At 70.1% G+C, this 15,611-nt stretch carries 12 protein-coding genes and 1 tRNA gene; 10 read left to right on the top strand and 3 right to left on the bottom strand.

From position 1 onward, the window contains the following. Positions 1–188 precede the first annotated feature (188 nt). Positions 189–971 carry an IclR family transcriptional regulator gene (locus tag H1226_RS00175; RefSeq protein WP_258349518.1) on the bottom strand — a complete coding sequence of 261 codons (783 nt, stop codon included), beginning with the start codon at positions 969–971 and terminating at the stop codon, positions 189–191. Positions 972–1,260: 289 nt separating this feature from the next. On the opposite strand from H1226_RS00175, the gene H1226_RS00170 reads away from it, so the two are divergent. Together H1226_RS00170 and H1226_RS00165 are read left to right on the top strand one after the other, a co-directional pair. Then, entirely contained in the window at positions 1,261–1,494 is a 234-nt protein-coding gene (locus tag H1226_RS00170; protein WP_224958816.1) for a hypothetical protein, read from the top strand. Between the two features lie 394 nt (positions 1,495–1,888). After that, positions 1,889–3,037 (top strand): YqcI/YcgG family protein, encoded by a 1,149-nt coding sequence (locus tag H1226_RS00165; RefSeq protein ID WP_258344715.1) that lies wholly within the window; start codon positions 1,889–1,891, stop codon positions 3,035–3,037. A 41-nt stretch (positions 3,038–3,078) separates the two neighbouring features. On the opposite strand, the gene H1226_RS00160 is transcribed toward H1226_RS00165, so the two are convergent. Beyond that, positions 3,079–4,377 carry an APC family permease gene (locus tag H1226_RS00160; RefSeq protein ID WP_258344713.1) on the bottom strand — a complete coding sequence of 433 codons (1,299 nt, stop codon included), beginning with the start codon at positions 4,375–4,377 and terminating at the stop codon, positions 3,079–3,081. A gap of 124 nt (positions 4,378–4,501) precedes the next feature. Between H1226_RS00160 and H1226_RS00155 the strand changes: the two genes are divergently transcribed. Further along, positions 4,502–5,395: a LysR family transcriptional regulator gene (locus H1226_RS00155; protein ID WP_258344703.1), complete on the top strand. Its 894-nt coding sequence runs from the start codon at positions 4,502–4,504 to the stop codon at positions 5,393–5,395. A gap of 50 nt (positions 5,396–5,445) precedes the next feature. Here H1226_RS00155 and H1226_RS00150 read toward each other — a convergent pair. Further along, positions 5,446–5,531: transfer RNA gene (locus H1226_RS00150), tRNA-Leu, on the bottom strand. Between the two features lie 221 nt (positions 5,532–5,752). Here H1226_RS00150 and H1226_RS00145 point away from each other — a divergent pair. The 7 genes from H1226_RS00145 to pknB are packed head-to-tail and all read left to right on the top strand — an operon-like array spanning position 5,753 to position 15,485. Beyond that, entirely contained in the window at positions 5,753–7,048 is a 1,296-nt protein-coding gene (locus H1226_RS00145) for a DUF3662 and FHA domain-containing protein (RefSeq protein WP_308011283.1), read from the top strand. A 46-nt stretch (positions 7,049–7,094) separates the two neighbouring features. Next, entirely contained in the window at positions 7,095–7,559 is a 465-nt protein-coding gene (locus H1226_RS00140; RefSeq protein ID WP_184483956.1) for an FHA domain-containing protein FhaB/FipA, read from the top strand. Beyond that, on the top strand, positions 7,556–8,968 hold the full coding sequence (locus tag H1226_RS00135; protein ID WP_224958822.1) for a PP2C family protein-serine/threonine phosphatase: 1,413 nt from the start codon (positions 7,556–7,558) through the stop codon (positions 8,966–8,968). The genes H1226_RS00140 and H1226_RS00135 overlap by 4 nt, the downstream gene beginning before the upstream one ends. Next, positions 8,968–10,380: an FtsW/RodA/SpoVE family cell cycle protein gene (locus H1226_RS00130; RefSeq protein ID WP_258344680.1), complete on the top strand. Its 1,413-nt coding sequence runs from the start codon at positions 8,968–8,970 to the stop codon at positions 10,378–10,380. Before H1226_RS00135 ends, H1226_RS00130 begins: the two co-directional genes overlap by 1 nt. Continuing rightward, entirely contained in the window at positions 10,377–11,828 is a 1,452-nt protein-coding gene (locus tag H1226_RS00125) for a peptidoglycan D,D-transpeptidase FtsI family protein (protein ID WP_258344679.1), read from the top strand. Before H1226_RS00130 ends, H1226_RS00125 begins: the two co-directional genes overlap by 4 nt. Before the next feature lie 4 nt (positions 11,829–11,832). Then, positions 11,833–13,503 carry a serine/threonine-protein kinase gene (locus H1226_RS00120; protein WP_373690097.1) on the top strand — a complete coding sequence of 557 codons (1,671 nt, stop codon included), beginning with the start codon at positions 11,833–11,835 and terminating at the stop codon, positions 13,501–13,503. Continuing rightward, on the top strand, positions 13,500–15,485 hold the full coding sequence (pknB, locus tag H1226_RS00115) for a Stk1 family PASTA domain-containing Ser/Thr kinase (RefSeq protein WP_258344678.1): 1,986 nt from the start codon (positions 13,500–13,502) through the stop codon (positions 15,483–15,485). Before H1226_RS00120 ends, pknB begins: the two co-directional genes overlap by 4 nt. Positions 15,486–15,611 lie beyond the last annotated feature (126 nt).

The following is a 15,611-nucleotide window of genomic DNA, read 5'->3' as shown; positions in this document are numbered from 1 at the left end:
CGTTCTTCCCAGGCAGTTCGACTAAAACAGGTCGAGGACGATTCCTCTGCGCTGATGCGGTGCTCCTGCGACCGGCGGCGGCGAGCGGTCGGTGACCGGTCGGTGAGCGGTTCAGCGACTTCAGTCCGGCGGTGCGGCCAATCAGGTGACGCTCGGAAGGGGATGCTTCCGCGGTCCGCGAACGCGGCTCAACCAGCGTCGGAACGGGCCGGATCGTGCTCGGCCAGTCGTTTCCCGATCGCCTCCGCCGCGGGGAGCAACGGCTTGACCAGCTTGGAATGTTCGGTCCGGACACTGCGTGCGACCAGGCCGAGCGCGGCGACGACCGCGCCCCCACCGTCCCGCACCGGAACCGCCACCGAGCAATTACCGAGCGTCATCTCCTCCGACGTTCGCGCGAACCCCCGACTGCGCACGGCCTGCAGCTCCCGCACCAGCCTGCCGGGTTCGGTGATCGTGTAGGGCGTGTGCCTGGTCAACCCGCGCTCGCAGTACTCCTGCACCACGCGCGCGGGCGCGTGCGCGAGCAGCACCCGGCCCACCCCGGTCGGATGCAGCGGCAGCCGGCCGCCGGTGCGCGAGATGATCGGGACGGAACGGGGCGCGGCCAGCTTCTCCACGTAGAGGGCCTCCCACCGGTCGCGCACCGCCAGGTGGACGTTCTCCCCCGTCAGCTCGCACAGCTCCTGCATCAGCGGCAGCGCCGCCGCTCGCAGCGCGGTGTGCACCGGGGCCAGCAGGCCGATCTCCCACAGCCGCAGCCCGATCTCGTAGCGCCCGTCCGCGGCGCGCTGCACCGCGCCCCAGGACTCCAGCTCGCCGACGAGCCGGTGCGCCGTGGCCAGCGGGATCCCGGCACGACGGGCGATCGCGGTCAGCGTGAGCCTGGTGTGCTCGATGTCGAACGCGGTGAGCACGCTCAACGCGCGCCCCGTCACCGAACGCCCCGCGTCCCGGCTGTTGCCCGCCATCCCGTCCTCCCGGCCGGCCTCCTCGTCCCGCTTCCAGCCCAGCACAGTCCCGCTCGGCGGCCAAGGGCCGTTCGCCGAGCCCGGTGGCCGGGCGGCCGAAGAGGTCGAACGCCGGCCTCGGACGGGCGGTCACCGCTCCCCCGCGGCCGGGCGGCGCACGCGTCCGCTCCCCGTCGCCCCGGGCGGGTGCGGTCACCAACCGAGACCGGTCGGTTCACTCCACCGATATCTACTGATCGCACACCATCGCGGTTAGCGTTCACCGGACCGCCAGGCTCGGGGAGGCGCGATGCGGGAAACGGTGTACTGGCTGGTCGGGCCGGGTGCGAAGGTGCGGCACGCGGTGGAGTTCGCACCGGGCGCGTTCCCCGGCGGCCAGCTGCTGCCCACCGTCTGCAACCGCTGGATCAAGGTGCCCTTCGCCGGCCGGGACGCGGCCGTGGACGCGATCACCGCGCGCTGCCCCGATTGCACCGACACCGTCCGCCCGCACCAGCCCTGCGAAGTCACCTGGAACGCCTGAGCGCCTGCACCGGACCCGGTCCGGGAAGCGCTCCGATCGGCGGGCAGGGCCAGATCACTTCGTCAGGGCCAGATCACTCCGGCAGGGCCTGATCACTCCGGCAGGGCCTGATCACTCCGGCAGGGCTTGATCACTCCCGCAGGGCGTGATCACTCCGGCAGGGCGTGATTACTCCGTCAGGGCCTGATGTCGACCGCGTCCTTGCCCGTAGTACCGAATCGGTGAATGCTGGTCGGCAGCGGAATCCACTGGGGGCAGTCGATTCCAGCCGTCGATCGAATCCGACGAAGCCGAATCGGAACGATGCGAATCGGAACGATGCGAATCGGAAGCCGATTCCTCTTACCACCGAGCGACGCAGCCACCGAGCGACGCAGCCACACTGGGGGAACACGTGTCCACTGGAACGACCGATGACGCCCACGAACACCTCGACACCGCACTCCTGATCCCCGGCAGCACCCCGGACGAGGACTGGGAAAAACGCGCTCTCGCGGAATTCGAGCAGCGAATGCTGGATGCCGAAGAACCGTTCCCGTGCATCTTCGGCGTGGACGCGGTGCGCCGCGGCACGCTGCGCTACGCGTTCGTGCGCCGCGGGCGGCACCGCGCCTCGGACCTGGTGGCCGCACTGCGCGAGTACGCGGACGGCTGCGCCGGACTGGGACGCCGCACCTCGCTGGTCACCTTCTTCGAGCACGATGCCGAGATCCGCGGCCTCCCCGCGCACTGGGCGGAGTTCTGGCGACTGCTCCGCACCGTCCGCGACGCCGACGAACAGCCCTGGCCCGCCGGTATCGACCAGGACACCGAGAGCCCCACGTGGAAATTCTCCTGCTTCGGGAAATCGTTCTTCGTGGTCGCGAACACCCCGGCGCACGAATTGCGGAGAAGTCGACACCTCAGCCACTTCGCGATCACCTTCCAGCCGCGCTTCGTGTTCGACGGGCTGTCCGCGGACACGACCGCGGGGAGGAATGCGCGGAGCATCATCCGGGAACGGCTCGACAGGTACGACCGAGTCGCACCCCATTCCGGGCTCGGTGATTTCGGGGAGCCGGGAAACCGGGAGTGGCTCCAGTACTTCCTGCCCGATACCGACCGAGGAATCCCAGCGGAGCAGCGGTGCCCGCTGTCCGCGCGAACGGAAGGAACCACCATGACCGGTCCGGCGATCACCGACTCCGAGGGGCTCCCGTTGCCCGGTGAGCTGGAATCACTGCTGCCCGACCAAGGTGCCGTCGAGCTCCAGCACGACGGGCCGGGGAAGACCTTCAGCTGGCACGAGCACAGCGTCGACGAGCGGTTGTCCGTGATCCGGGGCGAGCTCACCCTGTTCTGGCACGACCCCGCGACCGGCTACCACGAGCGGCGCTGCTCACCCGGCGCGGTGATCGCGCTGCCCGCGGGAACCGTGCACGGGTCGACCGCAGGTCCCGGCGGCGCCTACTACGTGATCCGCCCGATGGGCCCGAACCCGGAAACCCGGTTCCTCCCCGAGCAGGACTGGCCGCACCCCCTGCCCGGCGCGGAGGGCAGCTGACGCAGCCGGCCGCCGGTGCGCCCCGCCGGCGGCCGGGCCGGTCACGTCCGTCGGCCGCGGACCAGTCCCACGCCCGCGCCCGCGGCGAACAGCGCCAGCGGGTAGCCGATGGTGATCAGGTCGAACCCGACCAGCGCCACGACGAGCAGGCACACCGCGAGGACGATCCCGAACGCCCTGGCGGCCGCACCGTCCGCGACCTTCCCGTACACCGCCGCGCACAACACGTAGAGCAGGAAGAAGTTCTGCCCCGCGACCTCGAACATGCCGGTGACCGTGATCAGACCGGTGGCCGAGCACAGCACCACCAGCAGGAACAGGCCGACAGTGGCCAGGACCGCCCGCCGCGGCACCCCGCCGACGCGGCTCACCGCCGCCAGCGAGCGGGGCAGCAACCCCTCGTCCGCGCTCGAGTAGACGAGCCGGGAAGCGCCCCACACCGCGCCCACCAGGTTGGCGGCGAGGATCAGCACCCCCAGCACGGAGACCAGCGTGGCCGCGGTCGGGGAGAACGCCGTCTCCACCAGTTCGGCCAGGGGTGCGGTCTCGACCCGCGGCGAGGAGGGGTCCAGCACCGCCTGCACACCGGCCGCGAGCAGCAAGTACACCCCGATCACGATCAGGAAGCTCAGCGCCACCACGCGCGGGAAGTCCCGGCGCGGATCGCGGTACTCACCCGTGGTGAACGCGATCATCTCCCAGCCGGTGAAGCCGAAGAAGACGATGCCGACCACGGTGAAGGCGTGTCCCCAGCCCTCCGGCCCGAAGTCCGGCGGGCTGAACTGCGCGCCCGGCGCGAACAGCCCCAGCGCGCCTACCGCCAGCAACGCGGCGGTCAGGATTGCTGCCAGGACGGTCTGCACCCGCGCGGACAGCGCCGTGCCCGCCGTGAGCATCGCCGCGACCGGCAGGAGCAGCACCACCGCCCCGATCCACGCCTGCGACGCCGGCCAGTTCAGCGCCGCCGCCAGGTACCCGCCACCGCTGAGCGCGATCGCCGGGATCCCGAGGCCGAAGGTGCCGATCAGCACGACCTCCACGCCCGCCGCGCTGATCCTGCCGAAGCCGGCCCTGGCGAAGCCGGCGATGCCGCCCGCGGACGGGAACCTCGCCCCCAGCCTGGCGAACACGAAGATCAGCGGGAGGGTGATCACCGCCGCGAGCACCCAGCCCAGCAGTGCGTCGTTCCCGGCCTCGCGCAACGCCGCACCGGGCAGCACCAGCGCGCCGCCACCGATCACCGTCGTGACCGCGAGGGCCGTGGCGGGGACCACCGTGAGGTGGCGGCGCAGCCCGGCCGGCGGGCTTTCGGTGGAGTTCGCACCTGTCGTGTCGCGCACTGTGAGGAACCTCGCTTCCACCCGGATCCGATCGGCTCCAGCTTGCTGGCGACGGACAGATGAGAAAAGCGAATTGTTCTAAGCTCGACCATGTAGCACTTCTCATCTATTCGTGAGGGCCTGCGTGAACCTCGAACGCCTGCGGCTGCTGCACGCGGTCGCCACCGAAGGATCGGTCGCCAAGGCCGCCGCCACGCTCGTCGTCACCCCGTCGGCCGCGTCGCAGCAGCTGGCGAAGCTCGAGAAGGAGACCGGTCAGCGGCTGCTGGCGCGGGACGGGCGCGGGGTGCGCCTCACCGACGCCGGCCACCGGCTGGTGGACCACGCCAAGCGGATCCTCGCCCTGGTCGAAGAAGCCAGGGCTGATCTCGAAGAACACCGCGGCCGGGTTTACGGCACGCTCGCCGTGGCCTCCTTCGCCACCGCCGCGAGGGGCCTGCTCCCCGAAGTCATGGCCCGGATGGCGGCACGCCACCCCGAGCTGTGCGTCGAACTGCGCGAGCAGGACCCGGGCGAGTCGATCCCGGCGGTGGCCCGCGGTGCCGTCGACGTCGCCCTCGTGCAGGACTGGGCGACGGAGCCGCTGGTCGTGCCGAACGGCTTGGCGACGACCGCGCTATTCGACGACCAGGTGGACGTGGCGCTGCCCGCCGAGCATCCTTCGGCCGGGCGCGAGCAGATCGATCTCGACGAGGTCGCGGGCCAGCGGTGGATCAGCTGGCCGTCCGGTTCGATCTGCCACGCCTGGCTGCTGCACACGCTGCGCAGCCGGGGCGTCGAACCGCTGATCGCGCACACCGTGGCGGAGCACTCCACGCAACTGGCGCTGGTCGCCGCCGGCCAGGGCATCGGGATCATCCCCCGTCTCGGCCGCGGCCGGCTGCCCGGCGGAGTGCGGGTGGTGCCCGTGCGCCCGGCGCTGTCCCGGCGGGTCCACGTGGTGTGGCGCACCGGCGCGGGCCGGCGTCCCGCGATCCGGGCCGTGCTGGACGTGCTCACCACCACTCCCCCGGGCTGAACGGCGTCCGGAACGACGAAAGGCCCCCGGTTGAACCGGGGGCCTTTCGCTGGTGGGCGAGGAGGGAGTTGAACCCTCACGTCCTTACGGACACACGGACCTGAACCGTGCGCGTCTGCCATTCCGCCACTCGCCCGTGGCTTGGTCGAAGCTTATCCTGCCCGCTTCGGCCGTCTGCACCGGGGTCCGTTCCACCTGGCTGGTGTTCCGCGCCCCCGTCGTGCTGGCTGGGAAAGATTAGCACCCCGCCGGAGGTGACTTTCAGCGGGGGTGGCACGAGTTGGGAACTGGTCGGTGTCCCGCCCCGTTGACCCAGATACGATGGGTGCCGGAGTCGTACGCGTGGAGGGGATTGTCGTGGGCCTCGTGCAGCGCTTCGAGCGCAAGCTCGAAGGCATGGTCGGCAATGGCTTCGCGCGCGTGTTCGGCGGGAAGGTGGTCCCGCAAGAGGTCGCGCAGGACCTGCAGCGTGAGGCTGAGGTCCAGCTGCGGGAGCTCGCGGGGGGCCGCCTGCTGGCGTGCAACCACTACGTGGTGCTCCTCAGCCCGTCCGACCACGAACGGCTCACCGGTGATGAGGCCCGGGTGACCGACCTCCTCACCGACTGCGTTCAGGAGCACCTCACCGAGCAGGGGTGGGACACATATGGTGACGTCGTAGTCTCCCTGGAGCGCTCTGAGACGCTGCACACGGGACAGTTTCGTATCAAGTCGTCAGTCGACCCCGACATCAATCGGCGGACGGCAAACCCTCGTACCGCAGGAGACCGACCCATGAGCCAGCCACCCGGCCACTACCCCCAGGGAGATCCGTACGGCCAGCAGCAGGGGCAGTACGGCTACGACCAGGGCTACGGCCAAGGTCAGTACGGGCAGGACCCCAACTACGGCTACGGCCAGCAGCCCGGTTACGACCAGGGCTACGGCCAGCAGCAGCAGCCTGGCTACGGCCAGCAGCCGCCGCAGCCGGGTTACGACCAGGGCTACGGACAGCAGCCGGGTTACGGGCAGCAGCCCGGCTACGACCAGGGCTACGGGCAGCAGCCCGGTTACGACCAGGGCTACGGCCAGCCCCAGCCGGGGTACGGCCAGCCCCCGCAGCCGGGTGGCGGTTACCCGCCGAGCACCCCGGGCGGTTTCCCGCAGCAGCCGGGCTACGACCAAGGCTACGGACAGCCGCAGGGCTACGACCCCGGTTACGGGCAGCAGCCCGGTTACGACCAGGGCCAGGGTTACGGCCAGCAACAGCCCGGTTTCGACCAGGGCTATGCTCAGCCGCCGCAGCCGGGTTTCGACCAGGGCTACGGACAGCCCGGTGGGGCCTACCCGCCGAGCGCTCCGGGTGGCTACCCGGAGGCGCGCCAGCAGACGGCGATGCTGCAGCTCGACGACGGTTCCAACCGCTCGTACACGCTGCAGCACGGCTCGAACGTGATCGGTCGCGGTCAGGAAGGCCAGTTCCGGCTCCCTGACACCGGTGTGTCCCGCAAGCACATCGAGATCACCTGGGACGGCATGTCCGCGATGCTGGCGGATCTCGGTTCGACCAACGGCACCACGGTCAACGGCACCCCGGTGCAGACTTGGCAGCTGGCGGACGGGGACGTGATCCGCGTCGGCCACTCCTCGTTGGTGTTCCGCAGCCAGGGCTGACCCGTCGGTCCCGGCTCACAAGACGGAGTAGGAGCGTTCACAACAAGTGCCAGAGCTGGTGATTCAGCTGACCAGAGCAGGGTTCCTAGCCCTGCTCTGGTTGTTCGTGCTGGCCGCGCTTCGCGTGGTTCGCTCCGATCTGTATTCCGCCTCCGGCATGCGGGTGTCGATGCCGGGGGCGGGCAAGACGTCGAGCAAGCAGGCCCGCGGCAAGAGCAAGGCGCCACGGCAGATGGTCGTGACGCACGGTCCCCTCGCGGGCACCCGCATCTCGCTCGAAGGTCGGCCGATCATGATCGGCCGGGCCGACGACTCCACGTTGGTGCTGGACGACGACTTCGCGTCGACCCGGCATGCTCGGTTGTCGCTCCGCGGCACCGACTGGTACGTGGAGGATCTAGGCTCCACTAACGGCACATACCTCGATCGGGCGAAGGTCACGGGAGCCACGAAGGTCCCGCTCGGCGTTCCGATCAAAATCGGCAAGACGGTGATCGAGCTGCGCTCATGACCCTCGTCCTTCACTACGCTGCCCGCAGCGACCGCGGCCTGGTGCGCTCGAACAACCAGGACTCGGTCTACGCCGGCCCACGACTTCTCGCCCTCGCGGACGGCATGGGAGGCCATGCCGCCGGTGAGGTCGCCAGCAAGGTCGTCATCGCGGCCCTAGCGCCGCTCGACGACGACGAACCCGGTGACGACCTGCTCGGACACCTCCGCCAAGCGGTGCTGTCCGGCAACGGTGCGATCTCCGAGCTCGTCTCCCAGGACCCCGACCTCGACGGCATGGGGACCACGCTGACCGCGGTGCTGTTCGCGGGAAGCAAGCTGGGGCTGGTGCACATCGGCGACTCCCGCGCCTACATGGTGCGCGACGGCGAGCTATCCCAGATAACCCACGACGACACCTTCGTCCAGTCGCTGATCGACGAGGGCCGGATCACCGAGGAGGAGGCCGCCAACCATCCGCAGCGCTCGTTGCTGCTCAAGGCGTTGACCGGCCACGAGGTCGAGCCCAGCCTCGCCGTGCGCGAGGCCCGGGCGGGCGACCGCTACCTGCTCTGCTCCGACGGCCTCACCGGTCCGGTCAGCGAGGAGACGATGGCCGACGCCCTGCGGATCCCCGATCCGCAGGCCTGCGCCGACCGCATGATCGAGATGGCGTTGCGCGGCGGTGGCCCCGACAACGTCACCGTGATCATCGCGGACGTCGTGGACGTCGAATTCGGCGAGGACGCCCCGATCGTCGGCGGCGCCGCGGGAAACGGAGAGGAGGATCCGCAGCCGGACTCTTCGGCGGCCCGCGCGAGCGCGGCCACCATGCCGAAGCCACAACCGCAGCGGTACGAAACAGCCCCCCCTCCTGACCAGGGCACGCACCGGCGAGGCTGGCTGCGTGCACTCTTCGTCGTAGCCGCCGCGATCGTCGTGCTCGTAGGAGCGGGCCTGGTCGGGCGCTGGTGGCTGCTCCAGCAGTACTACATCGGCGTCAACGAGGCCGACGACGTGGTGATCTTCCAGGGCCTCCAGGGCAGCGTCCTCGGCGTGTCGCTGCGCTGGCAGGTCGAGGACTCCTGCCCGGAGGGCTCCGCACCGGACTGCCAGCCGATCGGCATCAACGATCTGCAGGAAGCCCGGCGCACCGACGTGCGCAGCGGCATCACCGACGTGGACGGGCTCGACTCCGCGCGCGACGCGATGCGGCGGCTGCGGATGACCGCGCTGCTGCCGCAGTGCGAGGAACCCGACCCGGCTCCCCCGGTGAACTCGCCCTCGACGCCGCCGGAACCACCCGCTCCCCCGGGGCAGACCACGGAGCCGGGCGAACCGTCCGCACCGGGTGCTCCCCCGTCGCCGACCGACACACCGCTGGCGTCGGCTGAGCAGACTCCCGGGGTCACCTGTCGGACGGTGAGCTGATGTCCCAGCCGGGCACGTCCGCCGAAAGCACCTCCGGCTCGAACACGGCCTCGTCGGGCGACACCCGGCGGGGCACCGAGCTGTTCCTGCTGGTGTGCAGCGCGGTGATCGTCACCTTCGCGCTGATGCTGGTCGAGATCAGCCAGGAGAACACGATCACGCGCCAGCTGTTCATCTACGGCGCCGCGTACCTCGCGCTGTTCGGCGGCGCGCACGTCGCGGTGCGCAAGTGGGCGCCGTACGCGGACCCGCTGATGCTGCCGCTGGTCGCGCTGCTCAACGGCCTCGGGCTGGTGATGATCCACCGGATCGACATCGCCAAGGAGACCGAGTACGCGGTGCGGCAGATCGCGTGGCTGACGCTGAGCCTCATCCTGTTCGCGCTGGTGCTGGCCTTCATCAAGGACCACCGCGTACTGGCGAAGTACAGCTTCACCTGCGGTTTCGTCGGGCTCGTGCTGCTCGCGCTGCCCGGTCTGCTGCCGAGCGCCATCTCCGAGGTGAACGGCGCCAAGCTGTGGATCAAGTTCGGGCCGCTCGGGCAGGTGCAGCCGAGCGAGTTCGCCAAGATCCTCTTGATGATCTTCTTCGCGTCCTTCCTGGTGTCCAAGCGCGAGCTGTTCACCACCGCCGGCCGCAAGTTCCTCAACGTGGAACTGCCGCGGCCGCGGGACCTGATGCCGATGCTGGTGGCCTGGGTCGCCGCGATCGGCATCGGCGTGCTGGAGAAGGACCTGGGCACGTCGCTGCTGTTCTTCGGCATCGTGCTGGTGATGCTCTACATCGCCACCGAGCGCGCCATCTGGGTCGTGCTGGGGCTCTCGCTGTTCGCCCTCGGCGCGGTCCTCGCCTGGCAGACCGTGACCCGCGTGCAGTCCCGGGTGAACGTGTGGCTGGACCCGCTGCACCACGAGGACGGCTACCAGCTCAAGCAGGCGCTGTACGGCCTGGGCAGCGGTGGCATCGGCGGGACCGGCCTGGGCAGCGGCAGCCCGGAGACGGTGCCGTTCTCCAACAGCGACTTCATCATCACGTCGATGGGTGAAGAGCTCGGGCTGATCGGCCTGATCGCGATCTTCCTGATGTACCTGCTGCTGATGATGCGCGGCCTGCGCAGCGCGCTCGCGGTGCGGGACTCGTTCGGCAAGCTGTTCGGCGGGGGGCTCTCGTTCACCGTCGCGCTGCAGCTGTTCGTGGTGGCGGGCGGTGTGACCGGGCTGATCCCGCTGACGGGTCTGACCGCGCCGTTCCTCGCCTACGGCGGCTCGTCGCTGCTGGCGAACTACATCCTGATCGCCATGCTGCTGCGCATCTCGGACGCGGCCCGCAGGCCGCAGGCCCCGGCGAAGCCGAAGCCGCAGCAGGCCCCGATCGCCGAAGCACACACCGAATTGGTGGAACGTCCCCGATGAACAAGCCGCTCCGACGAGTCGCCCTGGCCATGATGGCCATGGTGCTGCTGCTGATGGCCAACGTGACCTACGTGCAGGTCATCCAGGCCGACGACCTGCGCCACGGGCCGGGCAACGGCCGCACCCAGCGGGCCGAGTACGCCAAGCAGCGCGGTCAGATCATCGCGGGCGGCCAATCGCTGGCGAACTCGGTGGAGACCGGCGACGAGCTGAAGTTCCAGCGCACGTACCCGAACGGGCCGCTGTACGCGCCCGTCACCGGGTTCGACTCGCCGACCTACGGTTCCAACGGGATCGAACGGGCGATGGACTCCATCCTCAACGGTTCCGACGACAGCCTCGCGTTCAACCGGCTCTCCGACATGATCACCGGTCGGGCGCCCGCCGGCGGTGACGTGGAGCTGACCATCGACCCGGCGATGCAGAAGGTCGCCTACGACGAGCTGACCAGCAAGGGCTTCCAGGGTTCGGTGGTCGCGCTGAACCCGAAGACCGGCGAGATCCTCAGCATGGTCAACTCCCCGTCGTACGACCCGAGCCCGCTGGCCTCGCACGACAACAACGTCGCCGCCGAGCACTGGCAGGCGATGGAGAACGCGGACGGTTCGCCGATGAGCAACCGCTCCGTCTCCGAAATCTACCCGCCCGGTTCGACGTTCAAGCTGATCACCACGGCGGCCGCGCTGGACGACGGCTACCAGCCGAACTCGACGGTCACCGACGCGGCTTCGATCACGCTGCCGGGCACCAGCACCAAGCTGCCGAACTACGGCGGCAACACCTGCAAGGGCAACACGCTGACCGAGGCGCTGGCGCACTCCTGCAACACCGCGTTCGCCGAGATCGCGGGCAAGGTCGGCGCCGACAAGCTGCGCGAGACCGCGGCCAAGTTCGGCTTCAGCAACGACCTGCAGATCCCGATGACGGTCGCCAAGTCCGACCTCGGGCCGATGTCCGACGACGCCTCGCTGTACCAGAGCGGCATCGGCCAGCGCGACGTCCGCGTCACTCCGATGCAGAACGCGATGATGGCCGCGGCCATCGCCAACGGCGGCAAGCTGATGAAGCCGCAGCTGGTCAAGAGCACGCGGGCCCCTGACATGGAGGTCATCGACGAGCTCAAGCCGGAGCAGATGAGCCAGGCCGTCAGCTCCACCGTGGCCGACCAGATCCGCGCGATGATGCTCAAGTCGGAGCAGTACACCAAGGGCTCCGGCAAGATCTCCGGGATCGACATCGCCTCCAAGACCGGTACGGCCCAGCACGGCGACGCCGCCGACAAGCCGCACGGGTGGTACGTGGCGTTCGCCCCGGCCGAGGACCCGAAGATCGCGGTGGCGGTGATCGTCGAGAACGGCGGCGACGAGGGCGCGGAGGCCACCGGTGGCTCGCTCGCGGCCCCCATCGGCCGCGAGGTGATCCGGGCGGGCCTCCAGGGAGGTGGCTGATCCCGTGCTGACCTCCGGCCAGTTGCTCGCCGACCGGTACCGGCTGGGTCGGCGCATCGCCGTGGGCGGAATGGGCGAGGTGTGGGAGGCCGTCGACGTCCGGTTGGACCGGACCGTCGCGGTGAAGGTGCTCAAACCGGAGCTGTGCGGAGACGCCGAGTTCCTGCACCGCTTCCGCACCGAAGCCCGCACCACCGCCTCGCTGAACCACCCCGGCATCGCCGCCGTGCACGACTACGGCGAGACCGCCGCCATCCCGGACGGGCCGGAGGACACCGCCTACCTGGTGATGGAACTCGTCGAAGGGGAACCGCTGGCGGCCGTGCTGGCCCGCGAGGGCCGGATCGCCGTCGAGCACACCCTGGACATGCTGGAGCAGGCGGGCAACGCGCTGCAGGCCGCGCACGAACGCGGCCTGGTGCACCGCGACGTCAAGCCCGGCAACATCCTGATCACCCCGACCGGCACGGTGAAGCTCACCGACTTCGGCATCGCCAAGGCCGCCGACGCGGCACCGGTGACCCGTTCCGGGATGGTGATGGGCACCGCGCACTACATCGCCCCCGAGCAGGCGCTGGGCAGCGAGGCGAGCCCGTCCAGCGACGTGTATTCGCTGGCCGTGGTGGGTTACGAATGTCTCAAGGGGCACCGGCCGTTCCTGTCCGACAACGCGGTTACCGTCGCGATGATGCACATCCGTGAAGTGGCCCCGCCGCTTCCGCCGGACGTGCCGCCGGGCGCTCGCGCGTTGATCGAGGCGACGCTGGTGAAGGATCCGCGCAGGCGCTACGGCGCAGGCGGTGAGTTCGCGAAGGCGGTCGCCGCGGTCCGCGCCGGATTACCGCTGCCGACACCTGCCGCGATGGTCGTCCATCAGCAGGCACCGAGGAATGTGGGGGCACCCGCGGGCGGCGTGCCCCCGCTGCATGTCGGGCAGCCGTCGCCGCAGCAGCCACCGATGGGCGGCACCTACCCGCCCGGCATCATCCCGCCGCAGGGCCGGATGCCCGCGGCGCCGCAGCTGCCGCACCAGTCCGGGCCGCCGACCTCCGGGATCCCGGTGGCCGCGCCGTACCCGCAGGCGCAGCCGCAGCCGAAGCAGGCCCGCGCCGGATTGTGGATCGTGCTGGCGCTCGCCGGCCTGGTGCTGCTGGTGCTGCTCGGATTCGGCCTCTGGTACCTGCTGCCCGCGTCCGGTGGTCCGGCGGCGCTGCTGGTCGCCGGTGCGCCGCGGCTGCGCGCGCGGGACGACCGGCGACGCCCGGGTCGTCCGGTGGGAGTACCGGAATCCGCCGCGGGCGGCTCTGCGACCATGGGGGTCACTCGCGTGGACCCGCAGCGGTGGGCCGGGAAGCGGACGCTTCTAGATTCTTCGGACCAGATCCGACAGACTGCGCTACGGAAAACCGGTCCGGAACGCGCGCGCCACCACGGCGCCGCGCTCCGGCGGCCGGAACGGCGTCGGTCCCACCGCTGCCGGGTCGGTCTCGGCAACGGCTGGATCGGTGCCGAGACGCGTGCCGCAGCGGTCGGGTTCGCATTCGACGGTTCCGGCACACCGAAGTCGGGTACACACCGCGCGGTTCATCGCCACCGGACGGCGGCGATCTGCAGTGCGCAGCGGGTCGGCATGATGGGACGATCATTGACAAAGATCGGGACGACGCATCGATGAGCTCACCGCGACTTCTCAACAACCGCTACGAAATCGGGGACACGCTCGGTTACGGCGGTATGTCGGAGGTCCACCGCGGCCGGGACATCCGGCTGGGGCGGGACGTGGCGGTCAAGGTACTGCGTGCCGACCTGGCCCGGGACCCCACGTTCCAACTCCGGTTCCGCCGCGAGGCGCAGAACGCCGCCGCGTTGAACCACCCGGCGATCGTCGCCGTCTACGACACCGGTGAGACGGACACCGAAGAGGACCAGCTCCCGTACATCGTCATGGAGTACGTGGACGGCCGGACGCTGCGCGACATCGTCAAGTCCGAGGGTCCGCTGCCGCCGCGCCGTGCGATGGAGGTCATGGCGGACGCGTCGGCGGCGCTGGACTTCAGCCACCGGCACGGGATCGTGCACCGCGACGTGAAGCCGGCCAACATCATGATCACCCGCTCCGGCGCGGTGAAGGTGATGGACTTCGGCATCGCCCGGGCGCTGGCCGACGGCCAGGCCGCGGTCACCCAGACCGCCGCGGTGATCGGGACCGCCCAGTACCTGTCGCCGGAGCAGGCGCGCGGCGAATCCGTCGACGCCCGCTCCGACGTGTACGCCGCGGGCTGCGTGCTGTTCGAGCTGCTGACCTCGGAGCCGCCGTTCACCGGTGACTCCCCCGTCGCGGTCGCCTACCAGCACGTGCGGGAGGACCCGCGCAAGCCGTCCGACGTGAACCCGACGGTGCCCGCCTCGCTGGACGCGGTGGTGCTCAAGGCGCTCAGCAAGAACCCGGCGAACCGGTACCAGTCGGCCGCGGAGATGCGCGCCGACCTGGTGCGGGTGCTGTCCGGCCAGCGCCCCAAGGCTCCGATGATCATGTCGGAGGAGGACCGCACCTCGATGATGGCGCCGCCCGCGGCGACCGAGGTGTTCAGCCCCGGCAGGCACCGCTCCGCGGAGCGCCACACCGGCTCCACGGCGACCGTGGCCGCCGCCGACTACGACGACGGCAAGCGCCGCCGGAACTGGTTGATCGCACTGGTCACGCTGGCCTGCGTCGGCGTGTTCATCCTGGTGGCGTGGCTGGCGACGACGTTCTTCGCGCAATCCGACGAACCGCGCAAGGAAGCCGTCCCGCCGCTGGAAGGCATGACGATGAGCGCGGCCCGCTCGCAGCTCAACGCCGGCAACTGGCTGTTCGACGTCAGCCCGCAGAAGTGCGAGTCCACCGCCGAGCAGCTCGGCACCGTGGTCAAGGTGACCCCGGCGGCCGGCACCCAGGTGGTGAAGAAGGAGCAGCGGCTCCAGCTCTGCGAGGGCGGCGGACCCGCGATCGTCAGCGTCCCCGACCTGTACGGCAAGGAGAAGAGCGAGGCCTCCACGCTGCTGCGCGACCAGGGCCTGGTGCTGGGCCTGGACGACGACGAGGTCGAGGTCGAGGACTCCAACCTGGTCGGCAAGATCGTCGACTGGGAGAGCAAGGGCGGCTCCGTCGCCCGCGGCACCACCATCAACGTGACCGTCGGCAAGGAGGTCGCGAAGACGCAGGTCCCGGACGTGCGCACGCTCTCCTACGAGCAGGCGAAGGCCACCCTGGAACCGGCGGGCTTCAAGATCCAGCGCGAGGAGCGGGACTCCGACCAGGACGCGGGCACGGTGATCGACCAGAACCCGTCGCCGGGCACCAGCGTCAAGAAGGGTTCCGAGATCACGCTGGTCGTGTCCAACGGCGCCCAGCTCACGATGCCGCCGCTGACCGGCAAGTCCAAGGACGAGGCGGAGCAGGCCCTCAAGGCGATGGGCTGGAACGGCAGCATCAAGGAGGAAGAGGTCGAGACCGACGACCTGAGCAAGGACGACCAGGTCATCGGCAGCTCGCCCGGCTCCGGCCAGAAGATCGGCAAGAACCAGACGGTGACCTTGCAGATCGGCAAGTACGACGCCAACCCGAGCACCAGCAACCCGCCGACCTCCGACGGGTTCTTCCCCGGATTCGGTTGAAGGGGCCCTCGGGACTGAGGCACCGGTGCCCGGAGGCACGGTTCGCGCGCTCGCGCGGGCCGCGGCCTCCGGGCACCGCTACGTTCAGGGCGGTTTCACGTGGAACGGTCGTCCACGCAGGTCAGC

It is taken from the genome of Saccharopolyspora gregorii (assembly GCF_024734405.1).
GTDB classification, from domain to species: domain Bacteria; phylum Actinomycetota; class Actinomycetes; order Mycobacteriales; family Pseudonocardiaceae; genus Saccharopolyspora_C; species Saccharopolyspora_C gregorii.
The sequence above is the reverse complement of the archived record's forward strand: the minus strand, read 5'-3'. Positions and strand labels throughout refer to the sequence as shown.